The organism is Streptomyces resistomycificus (genome assembly GCF_001514265.1).
Classification (GTDB): domain Bacteria; phylum Actinomycetota; class Actinomycetes; order Streptomycetales; family Streptomycetaceae; genus Streptomyces; species Streptomyces resistomycificus.
The window spans coordinates 654,415-676,063 of the sequence record NZ_KQ948991.1 but is presented as its reverse complement, the minus strand read 5'-3'; the positions used below and the strand labels follow the sequence as shown (position 1 = coordinate 676,063).

General features: G+C 69.4%; 20 protein-coding genes and 1 pseudogene. 8 read left to right on the top strand and 13 right to left on the bottom strand.

All coding sequences use genetic code 11. The features are described 5' to 3' along the window. Window positions 1-215 precede the first annotated feature (215 nt). Together AQJ84_RS17540 and AQJ84_RS17535 are read left to right on the top strand one after the other, a co-directional pair. Window positions 216-587, top strand: a complete 372-nt coding sequence (locus AQJ84_RS17540; protein WP_310591795.1) for an STAS domain-containing protein — start codon at window positions 216-218, stop codon at window positions 585-587. 37 nt (window positions 588-624) lie between these two features. Further along, the gene (locus tag AQJ84_RS17535; RefSeq protein ID WP_030041869.1) at window positions 625-1,092 is read left to right on the top strand and encodes a PPOX class F420-dependent oxidoreductase; all 468 of its coding nucleotides are present in this window, start codon (window positions 625-627) and stop codon (window positions 1,090-1,092) included. Window positions 1,093-1,099: 7 nt separating this feature from the next. Here the strand turns inward: AQJ84_RS17535 and AQJ84_RS17530 are convergent, their stop codons facing one another. The 8 genes from AQJ84_RS17530 to AQJ84_RS17495 all read right to left on the bottom strand — a co-directional run bounded on the left by AQJ84_RS17530 (window position 1,100) and on the right by AQJ84_RS17495 (window position 11,321). Beyond that, window positions 1,100-1,870, bottom strand: coding sequence for a TetR/AcrR family transcriptional regulator (locus tag AQJ84_RS17530; RefSeq protein ID WP_030041868.1), 771 nt, complete (start codon window positions 1,868-1,870; stop codon window positions 1,100-1,102). 120 nt (window positions 1,871-1,990) lie between these two features. Continuing rightward, the gene (locus AQJ84_RS17525; RefSeq protein WP_030041867.1) at window positions 1,991-3,490 is read right to left on the bottom strand and encodes an MFS transporter; all 1,500 of its coding nucleotides are present in this window, start codon (window positions 3,488-3,490) and stop codon (window positions 1,991-1,993) included. A gap of 111 nt (window positions 3,491-3,601) precedes the next feature. Then, a complete protein-coding gene (locus AQJ84_RS17520) occupies window positions 3,602-5,890 on the bottom strand; it encodes an ArnT family glycosyltransferase (RefSeq protein ID WP_030041866.1) in 2,289 nt (762 codons plus the stop codon). Beyond that, window positions 5,887-7,464: a bifunctional glycosyltransferase family 2/GtrA family protein gene (locus AQJ84_RS17515; RefSeq protein WP_053192801.1), complete on the bottom strand. Its 1,578-nt coding sequence runs from the start codon at window positions 7,462-7,464 to the stop codon at window positions 5,887-5,889. The genes AQJ84_RS17520 and AQJ84_RS17515 overlap by 4 nt, the downstream gene beginning before the upstream one ends. 14 nt (window positions 7,465-7,478) lie before the next feature. After that, window positions 7,479-9,104 (bottom strand): sensor histidine kinase, encoded by a 1,626-nt coding sequence (locus AQJ84_RS17510; protein ID WP_030041864.1) that lies wholly within the window; start codon window positions 9,102-9,104, stop codon window positions 7,479-7,481. Then, window positions 9,101-9,841 (bottom strand): response regulator transcription factor, encoded by a 741-nt coding sequence (locus AQJ84_RS17505; RefSeq protein ID WP_030041863.1) that lies wholly within the window; start codon window positions 9,839-9,841, stop codon window positions 9,101-9,103. Before AQJ84_RS17505 ends, AQJ84_RS17510 begins: the two co-directional genes overlap by 4 nt. Before the next feature lie 120 nt (window positions 9,842-9,961). Beyond that, window positions 9,962-10,897: a DUF2797 domain-containing protein gene (locus AQJ84_RS17500; RefSeq protein ID WP_079022740.1), complete on the bottom strand. Its 936-nt coding sequence runs from the start codon at window positions 10,895-10,897 to the stop codon at window positions 9,962-9,964. A gap of 46 nt (window positions 10,898-10,943) precedes the next feature. Beyond that, a complete protein-coding gene (locus AQJ84_RS17495; RefSeq protein WP_030041861.1) occupies window positions 10,944-11,321 on the bottom strand; it encodes an HGxxPAAW family protein in 378 nt (125 codons plus the stop codon). 97 nt (window positions 11,322-11,418) lie between these two features. Here AQJ84_RS17495 and AQJ84_RS17490 point away from each other — a divergent pair, with 97 nt between their 5' ends. From AQJ84_RS17490 to AQJ84_RS17480, 3 genes are all read left to right on the top strand, one after another. Beyond that, a complete protein-coding gene (locus tag AQJ84_RS17490) occupies window positions 11,419-11,943 on the top strand; it encodes a MarR family winged helix-turn-helix transcriptional regulator (RefSeq protein ID WP_030041860.1) in 525 nt (174 codons plus the stop codon). A gap of 21 nt (window positions 11,944-11,964) precedes the next feature. Continuing rightward, window positions 11,965-12,375: a hypothetical protein gene (locus AQJ84_RS17485; RefSeq protein ID WP_030041859.1), complete on the top strand. Its 411-nt coding sequence runs from the start codon at window positions 11,965-11,967 to the stop codon at window positions 12,373-12,375. A gap of 166 nt (window positions 12,376-12,541) precedes the next feature. Next, complete coding sequence (locus AQJ84_RS17480; protein WP_078632060.1) at window positions 12,542-13,132, top strand: GtrA family protein; 591 nt, start codon at window positions 12,542-12,544, stop codon at window positions 13,130-13,132. Between the two features lie 88 nt (window positions 13,133-13,220). Here the strand turns inward: AQJ84_RS17480 and AQJ84_RS17475 are convergent, their stop codons facing one another. After that, complete coding sequence (locus AQJ84_RS17475) at window positions 13,221-13,643, bottom strand: hypothetical protein (RefSeq protein WP_128092305.1); 423 nt, start codon at window positions 13,641-13,643, stop codon at window positions 13,221-13,223. Window positions 13,644-13,752: 109 nt separating this feature from the next. Between AQJ84_RS17475 and AQJ84_RS17470 the strand changes: the two genes are divergently transcribed. Further along, window positions 13,753-14,580, top strand: coding sequence for an MOSC domain-containing protein (locus AQJ84_RS17470; RefSeq protein WP_053192787.1), 828 nt, complete (start codon window positions 13,753-13,755; stop codon window positions 14,578-14,580). A 66-nt stretch (window positions 14,581-14,646) separates the two neighbouring features. Here AQJ84_RS17470 and AQJ84_RS17465 read toward each other — a convergent pair whose 3' ends face one another. Next, on the bottom strand, window positions 14,647-15,927 hold the full coding sequence (locus AQJ84_RS17465; protein WP_053192785.1) for a hypothetical protein: 1,281 nt from the start codon (window positions 15,925-15,927) through the stop codon (window positions 14,647-14,649). Window positions 15,928-16,054: 127 nt separating this feature from the next. Here AQJ84_RS17465 and AQJ84_RS17460 point away from each other — a divergent pair, with 127 nt between their 5' ends. Beyond that, window positions 16,055-16,930 (top strand): 4a-hydroxytetrahydrobiopterin dehydratase, encoded by an 876-nt coding sequence (locus tag AQJ84_RS17460; protein WP_030041852.1) that lies wholly within the window; start codon window positions 16,055-16,057, stop codon window positions 16,928-16,930. 272 nt (window positions 16,931-17,202) lie between these two features. Here AQJ84_RS17460 and AQJ84_RS17455 read toward each other — a convergent pair whose 3' ends face one another. Beyond that, on the bottom strand, window positions 17,203-18,096 hold the full coding sequence (locus AQJ84_RS17455; RefSeq protein WP_030041851.1) for a YDG/SRA domain-containing protein: 894 nt from the start codon (window positions 18,094-18,096) through the stop codon (window positions 17,203-17,205). A 381-nt stretch (window positions 18,097-18,477) separates the two neighbouring features. Between AQJ84_RS17455 and AQJ84_RS44185 the strand changes: the two are divergent. Continuing rightward, window positions 18,478-18,717: pseudogene (locus tag AQJ84_RS44185) on the top strand (DnaA ATPase domain-containing protein); the annotation flags it as partial. Window positions 18,718-20,046: 1,329 nt separating this feature from the next. Here AQJ84_RS44185 and AQJ84_RS17445 read toward each other — a convergent pair. Both AQJ84_RS17445 and AQJ84_RS17440 read right to left on the bottom strand, forming a co-directional pair. Continuing rightward, on the bottom strand, window positions 20,047-20,733 hold the full coding sequence (locus AQJ84_RS17445) for an HAD family hydrolase (protein WP_051870041.1): 687 nt from the start codon (window positions 20,731-20,733) through the stop codon (window positions 20,047-20,049). Continuing rightward, on the bottom strand, window positions 20,720-21,589 hold the full coding sequence (locus AQJ84_RS17440; RefSeq protein WP_030041848.1) for a GntR family transcriptional regulator: 870 nt from the start codon (window positions 21,587-21,589) through the stop codon (window positions 20,720-20,722). The genes AQJ84_RS17445 and AQJ84_RS17440 overlap by 14 nt, the downstream gene beginning before the upstream one ends. Window positions 21,590-21,649: the final 60 nt, after the last annotated feature.

Sequence of the window (21,649 nt, the reverse complement as noted above, 5' to 3'; positions counted from 1 at the left end):
GGCGTGCACGACCAAACGGACGCGCGCAGGAGAGCTCCGCAGCACATTCCCGACTGCGAGCACAGGACGGACAGCACTTTATCTGCTCTGTTGCGTCGACGTGACGTTCGGCCGACGGAGGCCGCGGCCACTTCCGGGCACGCTCCCGGGCGTGGTGGAATGGGGCCGACAGGTCAGGAAGTGGCCTCCCCGGAACACGGACGAACGTCTACCAGGTGAGCGCTGTGACCTTCATCCCGAATCCGTGCGAGCTGCGCGGTGTGCACGATCTGCCCGACTGCACCCTTATCGCCCTGCCCGCGGAGATAGATTTCTGCAACGCGGGGCTCCTGTACCCCCTCATCATGTCCGCCGTGACAGCCCGTTCCGACCGGCTGCGGCTGCTGGTCCTGGACCTCACCGGGACGGACTTCATGGACTCCCAGGGCGTGCGTCTGGTCGAGGACGTCCGCCGCGGCCTGCACCCCCGGACGCGGATCCGGGTGGTGACGGCGCCCGAGGGCGTGACCCGCCGCGTCCTGGAGCTGACCGGGGCACGGCGGGACGTGCCGGTGTACGACAACCTCGCCGAGGCGCTGGAGTCGTAGGCCGGGCCCTGAACCGAGCAGGTCCTAGGCTGAGCCCATGGCACCGAACATCGCGACCAATACCGCCGTCTCCCTCGACGAGTTGCTGGACTTCGTACGCCCCCGGCATCACGCGATCCTGCTGACCCGCCGATCCGACGGCAGCCCTCAGGGATCGCCGCTGACCTGCGGGGTCGACGACTCCGGGCGGATCGTCGTGTCGACCTACCCCGAGCGCGCCAAGACCCGGAACGCCAAGCGGGATCCGCGGGTCAGCCTCATCGTGCTGAGCGACGACTGGAACGGGCCGTGGGTGCAGATCGACGGCACGGCCGAGGTCGTCGACACCCCTGACTCCGTCGAGCCGCTCGTGGAGTACTACCGGAACATCGCCGGGGAGCACCCGGACTGGGACGAGTACCGGGCGGCCATGGTGAAGCAGGGCAAGTCGATCATCCGCGTCACGCCCCAGCGGTGGGGGCCGGTCGCCACCGGCGGTTTCCCGGCACGGCTCGTCGAGGACTGAGCGCGCGCTACCGCCCGCCGCCGTCCCTCGCCACCATCGCCTCGATCCCCGCCACCAGCAGCTCGAGGGCGAACTCGAAGTCCCGTTCCAGCATCTCCTCGACCGTGTCGCCGCCGCGGGCCTCCATGATCTTCTTGGACTCCTGGATGATCTCGGTGGCCTCCGGGGCCTGCGTCGCCGTGCTGACGGCGTGCTGGAAGTACTCGTCCGGGCTCACCCCGGCCTCCGCGACCCGGGCGAAGAAGTGGCCCTCGAGGGTGCCGTAGCCGTACACGAACTGGAAGACGGCCGAGATGGCCCCGGTGATGCGGTGCACGGGCAGCCCGGTCCTGCCGATGACCCGCTGGACGACACGGGCGAACGCCAGGTACTTCGGGCCCAGGTTGAGATAGGTGCCGGCCAGCGGCGACAGCCACGGGTGGCGGACCAGCAGCGCCCGGTACCCGCGGGTCAGCGTGCTCAGCTGGTCACGCCAGTCCTCGTCGGCGTCCGGGTCGGGCAGGGTGATCTCCCCGAAGACCGCGTCCAGGGCGAGTTCGAGGAGGTCGTCCTTGGTGTCGACGTACCAGTAGACGGACATGGCCGTGACGTTCAGCTCGGCTGCCAGCCGGCGCATGGAGAACTTGGCCAGCCCCTCCGCGTCCAGCAGCCGCACCGTCGTCTCGGTGATCCGCTCGCGGTCGAGCCCGGACGGCTGGCCGCCCCCGCGTCCGCTCCGGCGCGCCTTGCCCTCCAGCCAGACACTGGTCCGCGCCGGACGCTTGGCTGCCTTGACCATGGCGCACCTTCTCCTTGCACTCTCGAACGCCGGTCAGCTTAGGCGCCCCTCCACAGGCGGGTGGAACCGGACGACCGGCCACGTCCGGCCCGGCCGCACGGCGACGAGCCGCCTGAGCCACTACGCGGATTCTGCCCGCTCGGCCCGCCGCAACAACGCCGCCGCGACCAGTCCCCCGGCCAGCACGGCCACCGCCCCCACCAGCTGACTGGTCTCCAGGCCGGAGGCGAACGCGTCCGTGACACGCGCCCTCTCCTCGGCCGACCCCGCCTCGGCCAACGCCCCCGGCAGCGACAGAGCCGCCACCGGAATCAGCGCCGCGAACCGCGCGTTCAGCACGGCGCCGAGCACCGCGACGCCCAGGCCCTGCCCGAACTCCGCCACCGTGCCGTTGATGCCCGCGCCGACCCCGGCCTTCTCCGCCGGGATGGAGCTCATGATCGCGTGCGCCATCGCCGGGCTGGCGACCGCGGCACCCGCACCGATGAGCAGCAGCCCCAGCAGCGTGCCTCCGTATCCCCCGGAGGAGATCGTGGCGATCGAGACGAGGCCCGCCGCCATGACCGTCATGCCCATCCCTATGGAGACGGGGGTTCCGAGCCTGGCCGACCACTTCGCCGCCAGACCGGTGAAGTTCAGCGCCACGATCATCAGCGCGAGCGGAGCCGTGCGCAGACCCGCCTCCAGAGGGCCGTAGCCGAGGACGAACTGCATGTGCTGGGTGAGCAGGAAGAGCGAGCCGCCCATGCCGAAGGTGATCAGCACCGCGCCGGCGACCGCACCCGTGAACCGCCGGTTCCGGAAGAAGTGCATGTCGAGCATGGGGTACGGGATCCGGCTCTCCCAGTACGCGAAGGCGCCCAGCACCACGACCGCGACGGCCCCCGACGTCAGCACCCGGCCGGACGTCCAGCCGTGCTCCGGCCCGGAGATGATCGCGAACACCAGGGAGGCCATGCCGATGGTGGACAGCAGGGCGCCGAGCAGGTCGGGCCGGTCGCCTCGCGGGTTCTTGGACTCGGGGACGAGTGCCACGACCGCGACCAGGCCCAGCGCCGCGACCGGCAGGTTGATCAGGAAGATCGCTCCCCACCAGAAGTGGTTCAGCATGAAGCCGCCGATGAGCGGGCCGGTGGCGAAGCCCAGCGAGTTCACCGCGGCCCAGATGCCGATGGCCTTCGGCTGCTCGGCGGGCGAGAAGATCTGCATCGCCACGGCGAGGGTGGTGGTCATCAGCAACGCGCCGCCGACGCCCATGCCGGCCCGTGCCGCGATCAACTGGGCGGTGGAGTCGGCCAGTCCGGCCACCAGCGAGCCCACGCCGAACAGGGCGAGGCCCGCGATCAGCATCTTCTTGCGGCCGTAGCGGTCGGCGGCGCTGCCGGCGGTGAGCAGCAGACCGGACTGCACGAGCGAGTACGCGTTGATCATCCACTGGATGTCGGAGGTACCCGCGTCCAGTTCCCGGGTGAGCGAGGGGATCGCGACGTTCAGGACGGTGTTGTCGAGCAGCACGGTGAGCTGCGCGAGACAGATGACGCCGAGGATCAGCCAGCGCTGCGGATGGCCGCCCGTCTGCTCCGCCTGCGCGGGCGTTCGTTCCTGGGGGGATGTCGTCATATTGTACACCGTAGAACAGCTCCCATACGGCGTACAACAGGGTTGTCGGTCACGACACACGGGTGGGGGCGGTGGCCGCGGCCACCGCCCCCACCCGTGCCGTCAGGCCGTCTACGCCTTCTGCGTCAGGTCGTAGAAGGTCGCCGAACCGACCGTCACCTTCTTGAAGTTGGCCTCGACCCAGGTGGTGATCTGCGAGGACGTGCCGTCGCTGCTGCCACCCATGCCGCCGCCCGTGCCGGACGAGATGAAGTAGTGGATCTCACCGTCCTCCACGTACTGCTTGAACTGGGCCAGCGTCGGGGACGGGTCGGTGCCGTTGAAGCCGCCGATCGCCATCACGGACTCGTCGGTCGCCAGCTGGTAGCTCGCGGCGTTCTGCGCGCCGATGGCCGCCGCGGCCCAGGTGTACTGGTCGGCGTCGGCCTCCAGCAGCTTCTTCGCCTCGGAGGTCACGGTGGCGCCGTTGAGCAGACCGCCCACGCCTCCGCCGCCGCCCCTGCCGCCTTCGCCGGTGCCGCCGCCGGGCATGCCGCCCTGGTTCTGGTTCTGGCCCTGCGTGCTGCCGTTGCCGTTCTGCTGGCCCTGGCCGTTCTGGCCGGGCATGCCGCCACCCGTACCGCCGGCGCCGCCCGGGAAACCGTTGCCCTGGCCCTGGCCCTGGGTGTTGCCGTTGCCGTTCTGCTGACCCTGGCCGTTCTGGCCGGGCATGCCGCCGCCCATGCCGCCACCGCCGCCGGGACCGCCGCCCCGGCCACCGCCGCCGCCCATCATGCTCGCGCCCGCCGGGCCCGCCGTCGGGATGGAGCCGGTGTGCGCGGAGTTCACCGTGCTCAGCGTGTACGCGGCCGGGCCGGCCAGCGCGGCCACGATGCCCAGGCCCGCCGCGGCGAGCGCGAGCTGCCTGCCGAGCCTGGCCACGAAGATCAGGCCGAGTGCGGAGACCAGTCCGCCGATGAGGACCAGCCACTTCAGCCAGGGCAGGTAGTCGGGAGTGCGGTCGAGCAGGACGTAGCCCCAGGCCGCGGCCGCCACGACCGAGGCCGCGAGGGTGAGCGACGCCCACGTCTCGGCGCGCCTCTCCCACAGGGTCGCCGAGCCCATGCCGATCACGGCGGCGACGTAGGGGGCGAGGGCGATCGTGTAGTACTGGTGGAAGATCCCCGCCATGTAGCTGAACACCACCATGGTGATCAGCAGCGATCCGCCCCACACCAGGAACGGACCGCGGGTCACGGACGTCCGCTTGAGCGTGGGGGTCCCCCCGCTCGAGCGAAGCCGAGAGTGGGGGAGGGTGGCCACCAGGCCGGCCACGAGCAGGATCAGCGCGGCGGGCAGCAGCCAGGAGATCTGGGCGCCGATCTCGGAGTTGAACATCCGGTCCCAGCCGGTCTCGCCCCACTGGCCGGTGCCGCCACCGCCGCCACCGCCGCCGACGCTGCCGGTCTCCTCGCCGTTCAGGCGGCCGAGTCCGTTGTAGCCGAAGGTCAGTTCAAGGAAGCTGTTGTTCTGCGAACCGCCGATGTAGGGGCGGGAGGACGCCGGCCACAGCTCGACGATCGCCACCCACCAGCCGCCGGCCACGAGCATCGCACCCGTCCCCGCGGCCAGCTGCCCGAAGCGCTTCCTCAGGCTCACCGGCGCGCAGACCGCGTACACGATCGCCAGCGACGGCAGGATCAGGAAGGCCTGCAGGGTCTTGGCGAGGAACGCGAAGCCGATCGCGACACCGGCCCACACCAGCCACTTCGTCCTGCCGTCCTCGATGGCCCGGACGACGAAGTGGCAGGCCAGCGCCATCAGCAGGGCCAGCATCGCGTCCGGGTTGTTGAACCGGAACATCAGGGCCGCGACGGGAGTGAGCGCGAGCACGGTGCCCGCGATCAGACCGGCCCCGGGACCGAACCGGCGGCGCACGGAGGCGTAGACGACCGCGACCGTGCCGACGCCCATGAGGACCTCGGGCGTGAGGATCGTCCACGCGTTCAGGCCGAAGATCCTGGCCGCGATCTCCATCGGCCACAGGAAGGCCGAGGGCTTGTCGACGGTGATGGCGTTGCCCGCGTCCAGCGAGCCGAAGAACATCGCCTTCCAGCTCTTGGTGCCGGCCTGGACGGCCGCCGAGTAGAAGGAGTTGGCGTAACCGGAGGCGCTCAGGTTGTACAGGTAGAGCACGGCCGTCGCCAGCAGCAGGCCGAGGAACGCGGGGCGCGCCCAGCGCGGGTCCTCGGGCCGGCCGCGCCACAGTCTGCGTACGAGGGGCTGCCGAGGCTCACCGGACTCGGGGGGCGGCGGAGCCGGGGAGGTCACCGGTTCCTGAACGGCCGTGTCGGTACCGGCTGTCGGCGGCCCCCAGGCGGCGGGACCCTGTGGGGCCGGCTGATCCGTGTGGATGGTCATCGGGTGTTCCTAGGGTCGGTGTCGGTCGGGCGCACCGGCTGCAGCCGCACGGTCGCGTCCCCCCGGGGGCGGTCCGCGGCCTCACCGGCGCGGAACTGGTCGTGGATCCGGTCATGGTTCCGGTGGTGGTTCCGGTCGTGGAACTGGTCGTGGAACTGGTCGGTCGTGTACGGCGACTGCGGCGCCGTGGCGTAGCGGTCCGGCGTCGGGCGGGTCGGCAGCGGGCGGGTCGGCAGCGGTGCGTGGTACGGCTGCTGCGCCCCGGGCGCCGCGAAGTAGGTCGGCGAGGCGGGGGTGTGCGGGGCCGGGGTGTGCGAGGCGACCACCGTCGACTCGCGCCGGTCGGGGAACACCCACGCCCTGAAGAGCAGGAAGCGCAGGACGGTCGCGGCCAGGTTGGCGGCGATCAGGACCGCGAGCTCGGTGGAGTGCGCCGGGTCGGACGTCGCCGCGCTCAGGGCGGCGAGGGAGCCGCTGGTCAGCGCGAGGCCGATACCGAAGACGACCAGGCCCTGCGCCTGATGGCGGACGGCGCCGCCGCGGCCCCGCACCCCGAAGGTCAGCCTCCGGTTCGCCGCCGTGTTCGCGACCGCCGAGACCAGCAGGGCGAGCGCGTTGGCGATCTGCGAACCGGAGAACTCGCGGAAGCCGCTGTAGAGCAGCAGGTAGAAGAGCGTCGACAGACCGCCGACGACACAGAAGCCGACCAGCTGGCGGGCCAGGCCCTTCGGCACGTCCTGGATGTCGCGGTCGCGCGGGTCGTCGCCGAACGGCCGGGTGATCCGGTCCAGCGACAGCGAGCCTGAGGCCAGCGCCTTGCCCACCCGCCACACCCCCTTGAGGTCCTCGGTGGCCGTCTTCACGATGTGCACCGTGGAGTCCGGGTCGTCGACCCAGTCGACGGGAACCTCGTGGATGCGCAGTCCGGCCCGCTCCGCGATGACGAGCATCTCGGTGTCGAAGAACCAGCCGGTGTCCTCCACCATCGGCAGCAACACCTGAGCGACGTCCCGGCGGATCGCCTTGAAGCCGCACTGCGCGTCCGAGAAGCGGGCCTGGAGGGAGCCGCGCAGGATGAGGTTGTAGGAGCGGCTGATGAACTCCCGCTTGGCGCCGCGCACCACCCGCGAGCTACGGGCGAGCCGGGAGCCGATCGCGAGGTCCGAGTGGCCGGAGATCAGCGGCGCCACCAGCGGCAGCAGCGCGTTCAGGTCGGTGGACAGGTCCACGTCCATGTACGCGAGGATCGGGGCGTCCGAGGAGGACCAGACGGTCCGCAGCGCCCGGCCGCGGCCCTTCTGCTCCAGCCGGAAGGCCTTGACCTCCGGGATCTCCGACTCCAGCCGTGCGGACACCTGCGGGGTGGTGTCCGTCGACGCGTTGTCCGCGATCGTGATGCGGAACGCGTACGGGAACGTGCGCCTGAGATGGTCGTGCAGTCTCAGCACACACGGCTGGAGGTCCTTCTCCTCGTTGTAGACGGGGATCACTACGTCCAGGACAGGCGTACCGGCGTCGCCGGCCGGGAGGTGCTCCCGCGCCGGCAGGGTGCCGGGAGAAGAGTCGGTTCGCATGCCGACGACTCTGGTCAAGCCCCCTGTTGCACCCATATGGCGGCGCTGTGCTGTGCCTGTGAGTGCGATTGCCAGTTCGTTTCGGGCGCCGGACGGGGGGCGACCGGGCCCAGCGCGGGCAGGTGCAGGGTGAACACGGTGCGCCCGGGAACGCTGTCGACGGTCACCGCGCCCTCGTGCGCGGCCGCGACGGCCTGCACGATCGCGAGGCCGAGCCCGGTGGATCCGGAGGCGCGGGACCGCGAGGAGTCGCCGCGCGCGAACCGTTCGAAGACCCGTGGCAGCAGTTCGGCCGGAATGCCCGGACCGTTGTCCTCGACGTCCACGCACAGCCAGGGGCCGCGCCGTTGCACGCGTGCGGTGACGGTCGTGCCCGGTGGCGTGTGGCTGCGGGCGTTGCCGAGCAGGTTGACGAGCACCTGCTGGAGGCGGGCCGCGTCCGCCGACACGAGGGCGGGTTCGTCGGGCAGGTCGAGCCGCCAGTTGTGGTCCATGCCGGCCGCGCGGGCGTCGCTGATGGTGTCCACGACGAGCGGTATGAGGTCGGTCTCCTCGAACTGGAGCGGCCGCCCGGCGTCGAGGCGCGCGAGCAGCAGGAGGTCCTCGACGAGGAAGGTCATCCGGCCGGCCTCGGACTCGATACGCTTCAGAGCGTGCCGCGTGTCCGGCCCGACCTCCTCTCTGCCGCGTCTGGTGAGTTCGGCGTACCCGCGGATGGAGGCGAGGGGCGTCCGCAGCTCATGACTGGCGTCGGCCACGAACTGCCGGACCCGCGTCTCGCTCTGCTGGCGGGAGTGCAGGGCCGCGTGGACGTGGTCGAGCATGCGGTTGAGCGCGGCGCCCACCTTGCCGACCTCGGTGTGAGGGTCGGTCTCGGATTCGGGCACGCGTTCGCTGAGGTTGACCTCGCCGGTGTGCAGGGGCAGTTCGGAGACCCGGGTGGCGGTGGCGGCGACCTTGCGGAGGGGGCGGGTGGCGACGCCGACGAGCACGTAACCGGCGATCACGGCGGCACCGAGACCGGCGGCGGTGACGCTCACCTCCACGAGGATCAGGGTGTTGATGGTGTTGTTGACCGTTTCGGCGGGCAGGGCGACGTAATAGGCGCTGGTGCCGTCCTTCCCCAGGACGTACCTCACGCGGTACTCACCGAGGTCGGGAATGGTCACGGTGTGCCAGCCGGTCGTGGGAACGCCTGCGAACACGGACCGCTGTGCCTCCGACAGCTCGGTCGCCTTCATCTGCTGACGGGTGATGCTGGACACCTGCTCGGCGACGACCGCTCTGGTGATCGTGCCGTCGGCACCCACCTCGACGGCCACGGTCTTCTCCTGTGTCGGACCGTTGGTGACGAAGTCGACTATCCGGTCCTCCTCCTCGGAATCCTCGCCGGCCTGGCCCGTCTGACCGGTCTTCACATCCGGCCCGCCGAACGGAGGCCCCGAGAGGCGCTTCCCGGCCCCGTCGACCTGGTCGTCCAACTGCTCGTACAGATGAGACCGCAGCGCAAGCGTGGTCACCGTCCCGATCACCGCGCACACCACGGCGATCAGCACCACCGACGCGACGACGAGCCGGGTCCGCAGGGTGCGCGGCTTGCCCAGTCGCTTCTGCGTACGCGGTCGTCGTCGCCCGCTCATGCGACGGCGGGCTTGATCAGGTAACCCGCACCACGCCGGGTGTGGATCATGGGCTCGCGACCGGCGTCGATCTTGCGCCGCAGGTAGGAGATGTAGAGCTCGACGACGTTGGCCTGACCGCCGAAGTCGTAGGACCACACCCGGTCGAGGATCTGCGCCTTGCTGAGCACGCGCCGCGGGTTGCGCATCAGGAAGCGCAGCAGTTCGAACTCGGTCGCCGTGAGGTGGATGTTCTCACCGCCGCGCGAGACCTCGTGGCTGTCCTCGTCGAGGGTGAGGTCACCCACGACCAGCGTGGAGTCGGATCGCCGGTCGGCGGCGCCCGAGCGCCGGATGAGCCCGCGCAGCCGGGCCACGACCTCCTCGAGGCTGAACGGCTTGGTGACGTAGTCGTCGCCGCCCGCGGTGAGGCCGGCGATACGGTCCTCGACGGCGTCCTTGGCCGTGAGGAACAGGACCGGCACGTCCGGCAGCTCACGCCGCAGCCGACCGAGGACGGTCAGCCCGTCCATGTCGGGCAGCATCATGTCCAGGACGACGGCGTCCGGCCGGAACTCGCGCGCGGTCTGGATGGCACCCGTGCCATCCCCCGCACTCCGGATCTGCCATCCCTCGTAGCGAAGGGCCATGGACAGCAGTTCGGTGATCGACAGCTCGTCGTCCACCACAAGCACTCGGACGGGGCTCCCGTCCGGCCTCAGCAGTTCGGTGCGCCCCTGGGGCGAGGTCGTGGTCATGCTGGACACCATGTCGGGGGCCTCTGAGAACAGGCTTTCGGCAACCTGTGATTTTCCTAAGAAACGCACAGGCGGCTCTCAGGCAACCCCTGGCGGGCTCCTTGCCAGGCGCCACCTCCGTCAGAACAGCCCGTCCTGCACACTCGCCTCCTTTCTGAACTCACGTACGGGCACCGAGAGTTCCCGATCCCCGGCGGAAACCAGCTCCCAACCGGTCATCAACCGGGTGTCCAGGACGATCACTGCGGCCCCTGCGCCCCCCGCGGCCGCTGTGCCCCCTGCGATCCCCGCGCTCCCCGAGCCCTCGGGAACGTCCGCGATCAGATGCAGGTCGGGACCGGCGGCCGCCACCAGCCGCCCGCTCACCGCGCCGCCCGCCACGAGCTCGCCCACTGCTCCCACGGCGGGCGGCAACTCACCGAGTCCGAACACCCGGACATGGTCGACGGGTTGGTACGCCAGCGGTGTGAGGGACTCGGGCCAGCCCCCGAGTGCCACCGCCCGCCCGTGCAACTCCGCGATCTCGGCGGACCGCTCCGCCTCCGTCGCCGGCAACGCGGAGCGCACGGCCCGCTTCTCGGCGTACGGAATCCGGTCCGGCACCCCGAGGGCGGCGCGCAGCAGCTCCTCGGTACGCCGGGCGGCCATCAGCGGGCCGGTGCCCAGCCAGGTGAAACAGACCGCGCCCTGTTCGAGCAGCCGCGCGGAGCCCCGCTCTTCGGCGGTGATCCCCACCTTGAGCAGGCCGGGGCCGAACCAGGCCAGATAGACGCGATAGGGCCGCGGGTCGTCCGCGATCGTGTCGGCGGCCACGGAGTGGGCCCGGTCCAGCCGCGCGCACTCCTCACACCGCGCCCCCGTGCTCCGCCCCGGCACGGCCGCCCGCACCGGACACGCGTGCCCCCGCGCTCCCACACATGTCCGCACGCCCCCCTCCGCGACCCCGAAGGCCACCCGCTTCCCCCAGGTCAGCGCGCTGCGCCGACCCCCGTCCCACGCCAGCTCGGGACCGCCTGCCGCCCAGCGCAGCCCCGAGCACCTCCATGCCTGTGCCATCTCTGTCGAGAGTAGAGGGCGGCACTGACAACACCGCCGGCGAAGATCAGCCGCCCGGGGTGACGGTGACGGGCTCCGGCTCGACGGCCAGGGGCACCGCCGGTTCCACCGGTGCCGCCCGCCGTGCTCCCCGCCCCGCGAGCCGGCATCCGACACACCCGGGGTGCCCGGCTCGCGCCGAGGTGTCCCGCGCCCGCATGGCCCACTCCGCCCGGGGCCGCGGGCCCGGGGGCTTGCCCCAGCCGGCCAGATGCAGGGCCCAGGTGACCAGGAGGGCCACGACCACGATCCCCCCTCCGCCGACCAGCAGCGGGGCGGACACCAGACATGTGCCCAGCCCGAGCACCGCGGTGCCCACGGTCGCGATCCCGAATCCGGTCCAGCCTGCGACCGTGTGCCCCTCGTCATACTGATGTGCGCTCACGTGTCCGCCTCCCAGAGGTCCAGAACCAGGTCTCTCACCACGTAAGAAATTTAGCGCATAAACCTCTCACGCACTAAGGGAATCAGGAAGTATCCGGATGCACGCCAAGCCGCGCCCCAGCGCCACCCCGGCCCAGGCGCTGTCGGCGATGGACTCACTCGTCGCGGCTCACCTGCTCGGCCAGCAGGAGATGGCCCAGCGGCTGAAGCTGACCGTCACCGACCTGCTCTGTTTCGCCTGCGTCCTGAAGGCCGGCGAGGAGCTGCTCACGGCCGGCGACCTCGCCGAGCACGCCCACGTCACCACGGGCGCGGTGACCGGCATCCTCAACCGCCTGGAGCGCAGGGGTTTCGTCACCCGCGTCCCGGACCCGGCCGACCGCCGCCGCGTCCGCGTGGCCGCCGTCCCGTCCGCGGTCGCCCGTGTCCACGCCCTCTACGAGCCCTACTACGCCCGTCTGAACGCCCTGTTCGCCGACTACTCCGCCGACGAGATCGCCGTACTCACCGACTGGTTCACCCGCACGACGACCCTCGCCCACGGATACATCGAGGAGCTGCGGGAGCAGGACGCGACGGAGGACGAAGGGGACGGTGACGGCGACCCGGGTGTCCGTCCCTGAACGGCCTGCGAGGATGCGTCGGTGCTACTGAAACCTGAGAACACCCTGTTCGTACGAGGAACGACTCCCGTACTGCTGCTGGCCGGCGCTCCCGTCCACGACGTCCTTCCCGCCCTGAGCTCGCCGGACGGCAAGGTGCCGCTGTGCGACGGCTGGAGCGTCCTGCCCAAGCTCACCCTGTGTGTGGTGGACGGGCCGGGGGAGCACGGGCTGATGATCCCCGCCATCGCCGCGCCGGTCCTGGAGGGAACCGCCGACAACACCTCGGCGACGGTCCGGGGCGCGGAGGCGATGGCCGCCTGGGGCGCCGACGCCCGGCAGGCGGGCGGCGTCGTCGTCCTGTCCCTGGACGCGCTGCCGGAAGTCCTCGACTGGACACATCTGTTGGGTTCGGGCGTCGCCCACGGCGGCTTCGTACGGCTGCCCGACTGACCCGACCTCCGGCGGCCCACCCCTTCATGGTGGAGCCAGCCCCACCCCCGGTTCGGGAGATCACTCCATCGTTTCCGGCGGCGCGCGACGGCATCGTTGATCCCGGCTGGTCCAAGTGGCCCAGCAGGTTCGGGAGTTCGATCCCGCCGCCCCGGAAGGAAACGTCATGGAGTCGCTGCTCCCGTCGAAGCCCAAGTCGGCACCGGGCCCTGTCTCCTCCTTCGTTCGCTTCGTGGTGTGCGGCGGCGGCATCGGTGTCCTCTCGAGCCTCGCCGTACCGCTGGTGGCCGTGGCGATGCCCTGGGCGGTGGCGAACGCGGTGATCACCGTCGCCTCCACGCTCCTGTGCACCGAACTGCACGCGCTGTTCACCTTCGGCACCGGCCGGCGCCCCGGATGGCGCCGGCATCTGCAGTCGGCGGGTTCGGCGACGGCCGCGTACGTGGTGACCTGCGCCGCGATGTTCCTGCTGCACGCGGTGCAGTCCTCGCCGAGCATGCTCCGGGAACAGGCGGTCTACCTCACCGCGTCCGGCCTCGCCGGTATCGGCCGCTTCCTGGTCCTGCGCCTGTTCGTCTTCGCGGGCGGGGCGCGGGAGCGGACGGTCCCGGTGACGGTGGCCGTGGCGGCGGCTACGACGGCGACCGCGACGGCGACCGCGAACGCGACGGCTGCCCGTACGGAGATCCGGCAGCGGAGGACGACGGTCGACGAGTGGAGCCTTCCGCTGGTGAGGGCCGAGGCGTTCGCCGGATGACCGCGATGGCCGGGACGACCGGGACGACTAGGGCGACCAGGGCGACCGGGACGACCAGGGCGACCAGGACGACCGGGGTGCGCCACGGTCACAGCTGGTCCCGCCACCACGGCACGTCGAGGCTGTCGGCCGCGATGACCCTCACTCGCGTCAGGATCGTGAGGTCGAGCGCCCTCACGAGCGCGCGGAACTCTCGCGCGCTCTTCCTGGGCAGCACGTGCAGCACCGCTTCGAGGTGATCGCGGGAGCGGCCGGGATCGCATCCGCACTCGTAGAACCCGCATCGGGTGACGGAGGACGGGTCGGCCAGGCGCCGCAGAGGACCGTACGCCAGGGCCTTCCAGTGCCAGAAGGCCTCCTCGGTGGCCTCGGGCCAGTACCGGGTGCGCTCCAGCCGGCGCAGATCGGCCGTGCAGGATCCGGAGAGCCGGTCGATCGAGGGGTACCGCCGCACTCGTACACGACGGGCGGTCAGCTCGCCCCGCAGGGCGGAGGGGCGCCTACGCGGCATCGCCCTTTCTGATGTGGGTCATGCGGGCAAGGTACAGCCCGGCAGCCCGGCGGTCATCTCGTTTTGCCCGTCCCGCCGCAACCCCCGACGCGTGGGCGAGGATGGGGACATGGCCCAGGTACTCGAGCTGACGTACTACCCCGTCAAGGGGTGCGCCGGGACGTCGGCGAGCGAGGCGGGGCTGGAGCCCGCCGGGCTCGCCCACGACCGCACCTTCCTGGTCGTGGACGAGGAGGGCGGGTTCCGGACGCAGCGGCAGGAGCCGCGCCTGGCGCCGATCCGGCCGACCGTCAGCGCCGACGGCGAGCGGCTCACGCTCACCGCGCCCGGCTCCGGCACGGTGACCGTCGACATCGACACCACCGGCGCCCGGCGGGACGTGACCATGTTCGGGGACCCGTATCGCGGCATCGACCAGGGGGACGAGGTCGCCGGCTGGCTCTCGGACGCCCTCGGCGCCCCCCGACGGCTGGTTCGCGTCCCGCCGGAACACGACCGGGTGACGACCGGCCGGACCCCCGGCACCTCGGCCTTCGCCGACAGCTGCGCCCTGCTCGTCGTCGCCCGCTCCAGCCTGGACCTGCTGAACCGCACCATGACCGAGCGCGGCGCCCACGCCCTGCCCATGGACCGCTTCCGCCCCAACATCGTCGTCGACGGCTGGCCCGAGCCCCACACCGAGGACCGCGCCCGCCACCTCACGATCGGCGACACCGAACTCGGCTACGCCAAGCTCGCCATCCGCTGCGCCGTGACCATGGTCGACCAGTCCTCCGGCACCAGAGCGGGCCCGGAACCCCTGCGCACCCTCGCCGCCTACCGCCGGGCCGCCGAAGGAGGAGTCGCCTTCGGCGCGAAGTTCGCGGTCCTGCGGCCCGGCAAACTGTCCGTCGGCGACGATGTACGCGTCGAGGCGTGGGGCCCGTCCGAGCTCTGAGCGGCGACCGGGCCCGGTCGGTCACCCGTAACCCGGGCTAACCCCACCCTGGCGGACCCGACCCGACTAGGAACCGTCCGCCCGCACCGCGTACACGTAGCGTCGGCCGGTGTACTCGCTGACGTTCCAGATCACGGACTCGCGGTACGCCCAGCCGGACGCGTCCTTGCTGTGGAAACTGAGATCCTCGCAGCCCACGGCCAGAGCGCAGACGGTGCTCGCGGTCGAGCCGCCGGAGGTGGAAGTGCGCAGCGCGCCCTTGCCGGAAGGCCCGTCGCTCACCGAGAGGTAGTGCCTGCTCTTGCGGGAGACGACCCCCTGGATCTTCTTCTGCTTGACCGTGACGGCCTCGGTCGCGGTGAGCGAGGCCGGATGCCGGTCGCTCTGGTCGAGGGACCAGCGCACCACCTTCGGTGTCTTGACGAGACCCGCGGTCGTGCCGTTGAAGTCGCCGTCCGAGTAGTCGACGGTGCCGGCCGTCGAGTACTCGCCGATCACCAGGCTGTCGGGGTTGGTGGCGCGGTCGAGGCCGATCGTCGAGTAGCGCAGACGGGTTCCCGCGTTGTCGTAGGCGTGGCTCTGCGGGAGGACGTACTGGTACCCGTAGCCGTGGTACTTCCCGTCGCTGTGCAGACCGCACACGTCGTCCTCGGTGGTGGCGACCTTGAAGAGGGTGCGCAGGTCGAAGACCCGGATCCCCTTGTAGGTGTCGACGACATAGAGCAGATCGCCGTACCACATGATGCCGCCGGCGTGCTTGCGCACGGGCCTGAAGGAGTATGCCCCCGAGCCGGTTCTGACCGGCTCGACCAGCAGGACGTGCCGATACGTCGGCGCGGCCGCGGAGTTGTAGTTGACGAAGGTCAGCCGCATGCCCTTGTCGAGCGGGTGGTCGACGACCTTGTCGCCGTCGGGATCGGTCGAGAAGAACCAGGACACCAGGACGACCTTGTTGCGGCCGCCCGCGGGATAGAAGCCGTCGCTGTACGCGTCGGCGCTGGTGGTGACGCCCTGCGGTATCCAGAAGTCGACCTTCTGATCGGCGCCGTCCCAGGCGAAACCGGCCTGGAAGGCCTTGGCCGTACTGGGCGCGGCGGTCAGACTCTTGGCCTTCCGGTTGGTGTCGGCCACGACGGCCGCCGCGTTCACCTTCGTCAACCTGCTCGCCAGCCCGGCCGTGAGACCGGCGAACGTGCCATGGCTGTTGGAGGCCCGGCTGCTGAGTCGGAACCGGTCCGCGCCGATGGCGGCCGCGTGCGCGGTGGCCGGGACGAGCACGTCGGCGGCGACTCCGGCGAACGGGGCGGCGGCCAGGCTCTTGATGATCGATCTTCTTGCCATGGTCATGGCGCGAAAACCTAGGCGCATTCGAACGCATGACACAACTACGTATGTTCGCCTGACCTGTTCGGCAACCTGGCCGCCAGGAAGTCCCGACTAGCCTTGTCACAGCGGCGAGTTGGGGGGCGGTCGGATGGAACGGATCTTCGTCAGCTATCGCAGGGAGGACGGCCAGGCCGAGGCCTGGTTGCTGCAGGAGAGGCTCACCGCCCGGCTGGGCGGTGCGGCGGTCTTCCTGGACACGTCCGCCATCCCGCCGGGTTCCGTCTGGCCCGACCGGCTGCGCCAGGCGCTGGACAACGCGTCGGCCGTGCTCGTGCTGATCGGCCCGAACTGGATCAGGGCGGCCGACGAGTGGTCCCGGCGGCGTATCGACCAGGAAGGCGACTGGGTTCGTCTGGAGGTGGCGCAGTCGTTGGAGTCGGGCAAACTCGTGCTTCCGATCCTGGTCAGCGGCGCCGCGATGCCTCCTGCGGAATCCCTGCCGGCATCGATCGCGGCCCTCGCGCAGCGCCAGGCCTTCGAACTGCGTCACGCCACCGACATCGACCGGATCGTGAACCATCTCGTCCGGCGGCTGGCAGATCCGGCGCCGGACGGCTCGCCGGGCCTCTACCCACGCCCCGCCCCGGAGCTGCCCGACCCCCTGAACCAGGAGAAGATCGAGGTCGCGCTGCGGGGGTCCCTGCGTCACTGGCGCCTACAGCGCCGCCGGCTGGACCCCTGCCCACCCGACACCGAGGTCTCCGCACAGGAACAGACCGGCCTCTACCGCGAGTACCGCTTCCGGACCTTCCAGGACGCGGTCTCCTTCATGCACGCGACCGCGCCCGGCTGTGACATCGCCATCCACCACCCGGTCTGGGAGAACATCTGGCGCACCGTCCGCATCTTCCTCACCACCTGGGACATCGGCCACCGAATCTCCGACCGCGACGTCCAGTTGGCCAAGTACTTCGAGCGCGCCTACGCCGACTTCCCCACAGCGGACCCCGACCCGAACGACTGACCACGGGCGGTGGCAGGCAGCCCACAACGCAAGAGGCCCCGGATCTCTCCGGGGCCTCTCACCTATGTGCACTCGGCAGGATTCGAACCTGCAACCTTCTGATCCGTAGCTCTATCTGGAGCGGTCAGTGCTGGTCATTCTGGGCACTGTGCGGTCCTCCGGGGACTCTACGGTCCGCGGACAGATGGCACGGTTGCTGTACTTCCCTGCTGTACGCCGGGCGTTGACCGGTGTCGTACGCCCACTTCGCGAAGTGAGGTACGGCCCAGCGCCTAGCGGCGCCAGCGCTCGCGGTGGCTGCGGATGCATTCGAGGCTGAGGGTGTGCCGCGAGTGAGTTCTCAGGCGCCCCCAAGGAACACCGTTCTCCACGACGGTCAGGTCGTCCTCGATGACGATGGCCCCGGCGTCCAGCTTGACGTGACAGTTCGGGCAGAGGCAGAGGACGTTGTCCGTTCGATCGGGGCCGTTGTGGGGGCGCCCAAGGGCCTGGATGTGGGCACCCTCACTGTAGGTGCCGCCGGGCGTCTCGATGACGACCCCGCAGACCTGACACTGATCTTCGTGCCAGCGTTTTACGGCGTTCTTGACCTGACTGCTGCGGACGATGCGCTGAACGTTCGAGCTGACACGTTCAGGTTCGTCGTTGCCGACGGGCGCCTCCAAGTCGCCCTGCGGCGCATCGACGGGAAGTTGTTCGTTTTCGATGGCCGGCATGGGGGTGTCAAGGGCAGCCTCCATGCGGAACTGCCAGATCAGATGCCCGTCGATGCCCAGCTTGCTTCCGTAGCTCGCGACTCTGTAAAGGCCGTCATAGCGGTATCCGGACCGCGGCGCGTAGACCGACTCGCTCTTGCTTCCGCGAATGACTCGTACCGGAAGCCCCTGGAGGTGGCTGGTGACCAGCGCAGCGTTTCCCGAGTCGTCCAGCGACTGGTCACTGATCTGGTTGCCGGCTCCGTCCTGCCCTCCGTGTCCGGTGTAAATGATCACGTCGCCAAGATCTTCATCATCCTTGTACCCGCCCGACAGAACAATGGACTCAGCGCCGGTGGCCTTCGTTCCGCAGATGCCCGCGATGCGGGGACGATGGACTCCCGCCACACTGGCGAGAACTCGACTTTCGTACGCCTGGCCTACCGACACACCCGGAACTTCACCAATCATGTGCACAGCTTGGCAGGCCCCACTGACAGTCAGTGCACCCCTGAGTTACTGGCCTCATCCCCACCAGGTCGATCCTTGCAGTCCTGTGCACCTGTAAGGCCCCAGCCGGGCCGCGTCGGACTAGTTGCCGGAGCCCGCCTTGGTGCGCACCCGTCCGCCGCTGTTGGTGTCAGCCGCTGGTGTCAGACACCCTTGAGCCGCTTGACGGTTCGCGACGACTGTGTGCATCGAGCACGTCGCGTACCTCTTCGACTGGGTGCTGCACGAGATCGAGGCGATCATTGGCCGTCACATCTCCGAGTCGTGTTTCACGTGAACCGTCCGTGTGATTGCGCCTAGTCAAGACCTCCAGGTCTTCGCTGCGCGTATTGCTCGAAGGAACTGACCAATGAGGGCGACGACGACTCTGTCCTGCCGCACTGCCTGTGGGAGATCATCGACAACTCCGACGACGAGACCCTCGGGTCAAGGGTCTCGGTCATCGTCGAGCCCAATGCGAGCTCCGAGGAGTTCACCAACTCCATCCGCGACATCAAGGGCGACATCTTCCGCGAGCGTTACCGCAAGATGCGCATCCTGCTCGTCAACGACATCCAGGTCCTCGCGGACAAGGAGTCGACGGCCTGGCCTGTACTGAAGTCGCCATGGCCGGACTGCACACTAACGGCAGGTTCAAGGCAGGAGTTGCTGCGCTTCGACTAGTGCAAAGGCTCTCCCTGACGCGGTCGTATCCGTCGTGGTGGGCCTGGGAGGGAAGGCCAAGAGGATCGACGTCAAGGGCAGAGGTGCAGTGCCCGAAGTCCAAGTCGCCTGTCACGTACGGCAGTTCCTCCCGCACACGCGGCAACTGTCCCGTTGGTGCACGAACGGGTGTCGCTGCCCCTTGCTTGAAGGGGAGGCGTGACCTGGCTTGACCCCGAGAGGCACCTACTGTCAGTGCCGTGCGTCAGACTGGTCTAGCGCGGTCACAGGCCTCCGCCAGAAATGGCGGCGGCCCCCTGGTCCTACGCAGGAGGCCGCCATCACCACCTGGGACGTCAACCAAAGGAGGCCAAGATTCCCAGCTATAGGAAGTGTAGGTGCTGGGTCCGACAATGCCCCACTGCGAAGGCTCTTCAGCCTGCGCGCTCGCGGAGGCGCATACGCGCTGAACTGGAGCAACGGTCGGCACAACATCATTTCCGCCGTCTCATGAACTCCGCCACGGATGAGCTCATGCGAGTGGGTGTGAAGGCCAGTCTGAGTGGGATCGGAGCACTGGCGCTCTATTGGTGGAATCACCACCACTGAGAACCGTGGCCCTGTGCCGCGACTCCACGCCCGTTGCACAGGCCACCCAGACAAACCACCACTCACCCCAGCTCCCATCCCGTCCGCCGTCGACCCACACACCGTGGAGCGGGCGTGGTTCATGGCGTCCAGGTGGAGCGCGCCACTGTACGAACGACCTGGACGCCATGGGCCGCGTCTGCTCGGCTCTGCCTGGGTCGATGGTGGACGGGATGGGAGCCCTCTGCGCACGCCACCCATGTGCCCGCGGTCGGGAACGGCGCCCCCTCCATCCCGGTGCCGGCCGATCCCCCGCCGGAGGCTCGTTCTGACCGGGCTGACGTTCCTTCTCCGCTGCTCCTACTTGCTGGCGGGGTGGGAATCAGGATCGTTCCGGCGCATCGGCCCGTAGGCGTGGCCAAGCGTCAACGTGGATCATCCCGGGGCAACGATGGTGGCGCGGGGCCGGGGCCGGGGCGGCGCGGGCCGAAGGCAGGAGCGGAGCCCCGAGTCCCGAGCCCGCGCCGGTCCGCTGTGCGGGCCGGTGGGTGTGATCCCTCGTAGCGGCGGCCGATACATCTTGGGGACAGCGTGCCGGATGGCCGAAGGCCAAGAGCCCCCTCCCCGCCCGGAAGGGCGGGGCTTGATGAGGTAGAGAAACCTGTAACAACTGGCGCCGGGCTAGCTGAGTGCGTGGGCGATTGCTCTCATGCGTTCGATAATGGCTTCGGCGTCAGCTTCGACGAATACGCGGCGCTTACGTGCCTTGTTGGCGTAGCCGATGGCTGTTCCTCCTGCGGCATGGGCAGCCTGGATGTCCGTCCGAGAGTCGCCGATGAGGACACACTCCTTGGGCGATACGTCGAGGCGTTCGGCTGCCTGGAGCAGCGCGTGAGGATGGGGCTTCATCAGATCTGGACGGTTCAAGGTTCGTCCGACTACAGCGTCTACATGGTCAGACAGGTCATGCCGGGCAAGGAACCTGCGGACGCACTCCGTCGAATTGTTCGTGACAACCGCAATGCGTCGGCCGGACTCCCTGATCGCCGTCAATGCCTCGATCGAGCCGGCGATCGGATCCCCTGCCACCTGCACCGCCTCAACCTCCGCCGAGATCAAGGCTTCCTCGACCCTGCCGCTCACTGAGCGGTCGAAGTCGTAGGTAAGGGCCAGTACCTCTAGCGGGTTGGTGATCTCCGCTAGCTTGCCCCAAAGCTCTGGGTCGTGGTCCGCTGCGATTTGGGACAGCTTCCTGGCGACCTCTTGTGCCGGCAATCCCGCGAACACGTTGCACAACGGTCCATCAAAGTCGACCAGCACGGCTTGGGCGGCGGTGAGTGTCCTGGTCAGATTGTCACTGAGCGTCAAGATTGCAGTCCCTTGCGATGGTGTTCCACCAGCTCTCGAACCACGCCTGCGCCTGCTGAACCTGCATGGCACCGTGCGAAGATTCGCCCTCGTTCACGGAGTGGTGGAACAGGACGGTGTCCTTGCCCAACACGTCATAGATGTCGATCGGCTGCCCCTGCGCAACGACCTTGTTGGGTTGGACTTGGTAGTACCCGGTGAAGGCATCAGCGCCATTGATCACGTACAGCTTGAACGGCGGCGTGCTCCTGTAGGAGCGAACCTTGACCTCTGTTTCTGGCACAAGCCCGAGGTGTTCAAGCTCCTTGATCGAGTCTCGGATGCTTCGCGCGTAACCCAACATCATGTGGTTCACGCGATTACGAAGCCGCTCGTCGTCCGCGCCATCGGCCTGGCGAACGGGCAGAGCCTGCGGCACTGACATATCCGGGACGAGTATCCGGACCTGGATGCTTGCCGGTGTCAGGCGGCCGACTCTGATCTTGTCCAGCGGCTCCTGAAGGGCGCCGTGCAGGGTCTCGCCAGAGAAACCGGCGAAGTCGATCGTCACGTGCTGAGCGGTAAACGCCTGCTCCACGTACGGCCGCAGTCCGGCCGGCCTTTCGGTCCTGTTGCGGACATAGACCCCACTGCCCTTTCGGGACACCACCAGCCCTTGGTCCTCCAGCTCACGCAGTGCGCGCTGAATGGTCGCGCGGGCGAAGCCGTACAGCTCCGTCAGCTTCTGATGGGAGGGCAGCTTCTCGCCTGGAGGCAGCCTCCTCGTGCGAATCGCAGCTCCAAGGCTGCTCGCGACCTGCTCATAAGGCGGTCGGTCGTCGTCCGGATCGAGTGGGTCTGGGGAAAACGGGGCCATAGCGGCGATCGTACGCGGCGAAACCCAACCTTGGACAGCCATGACAGTCAGGTGTTGACA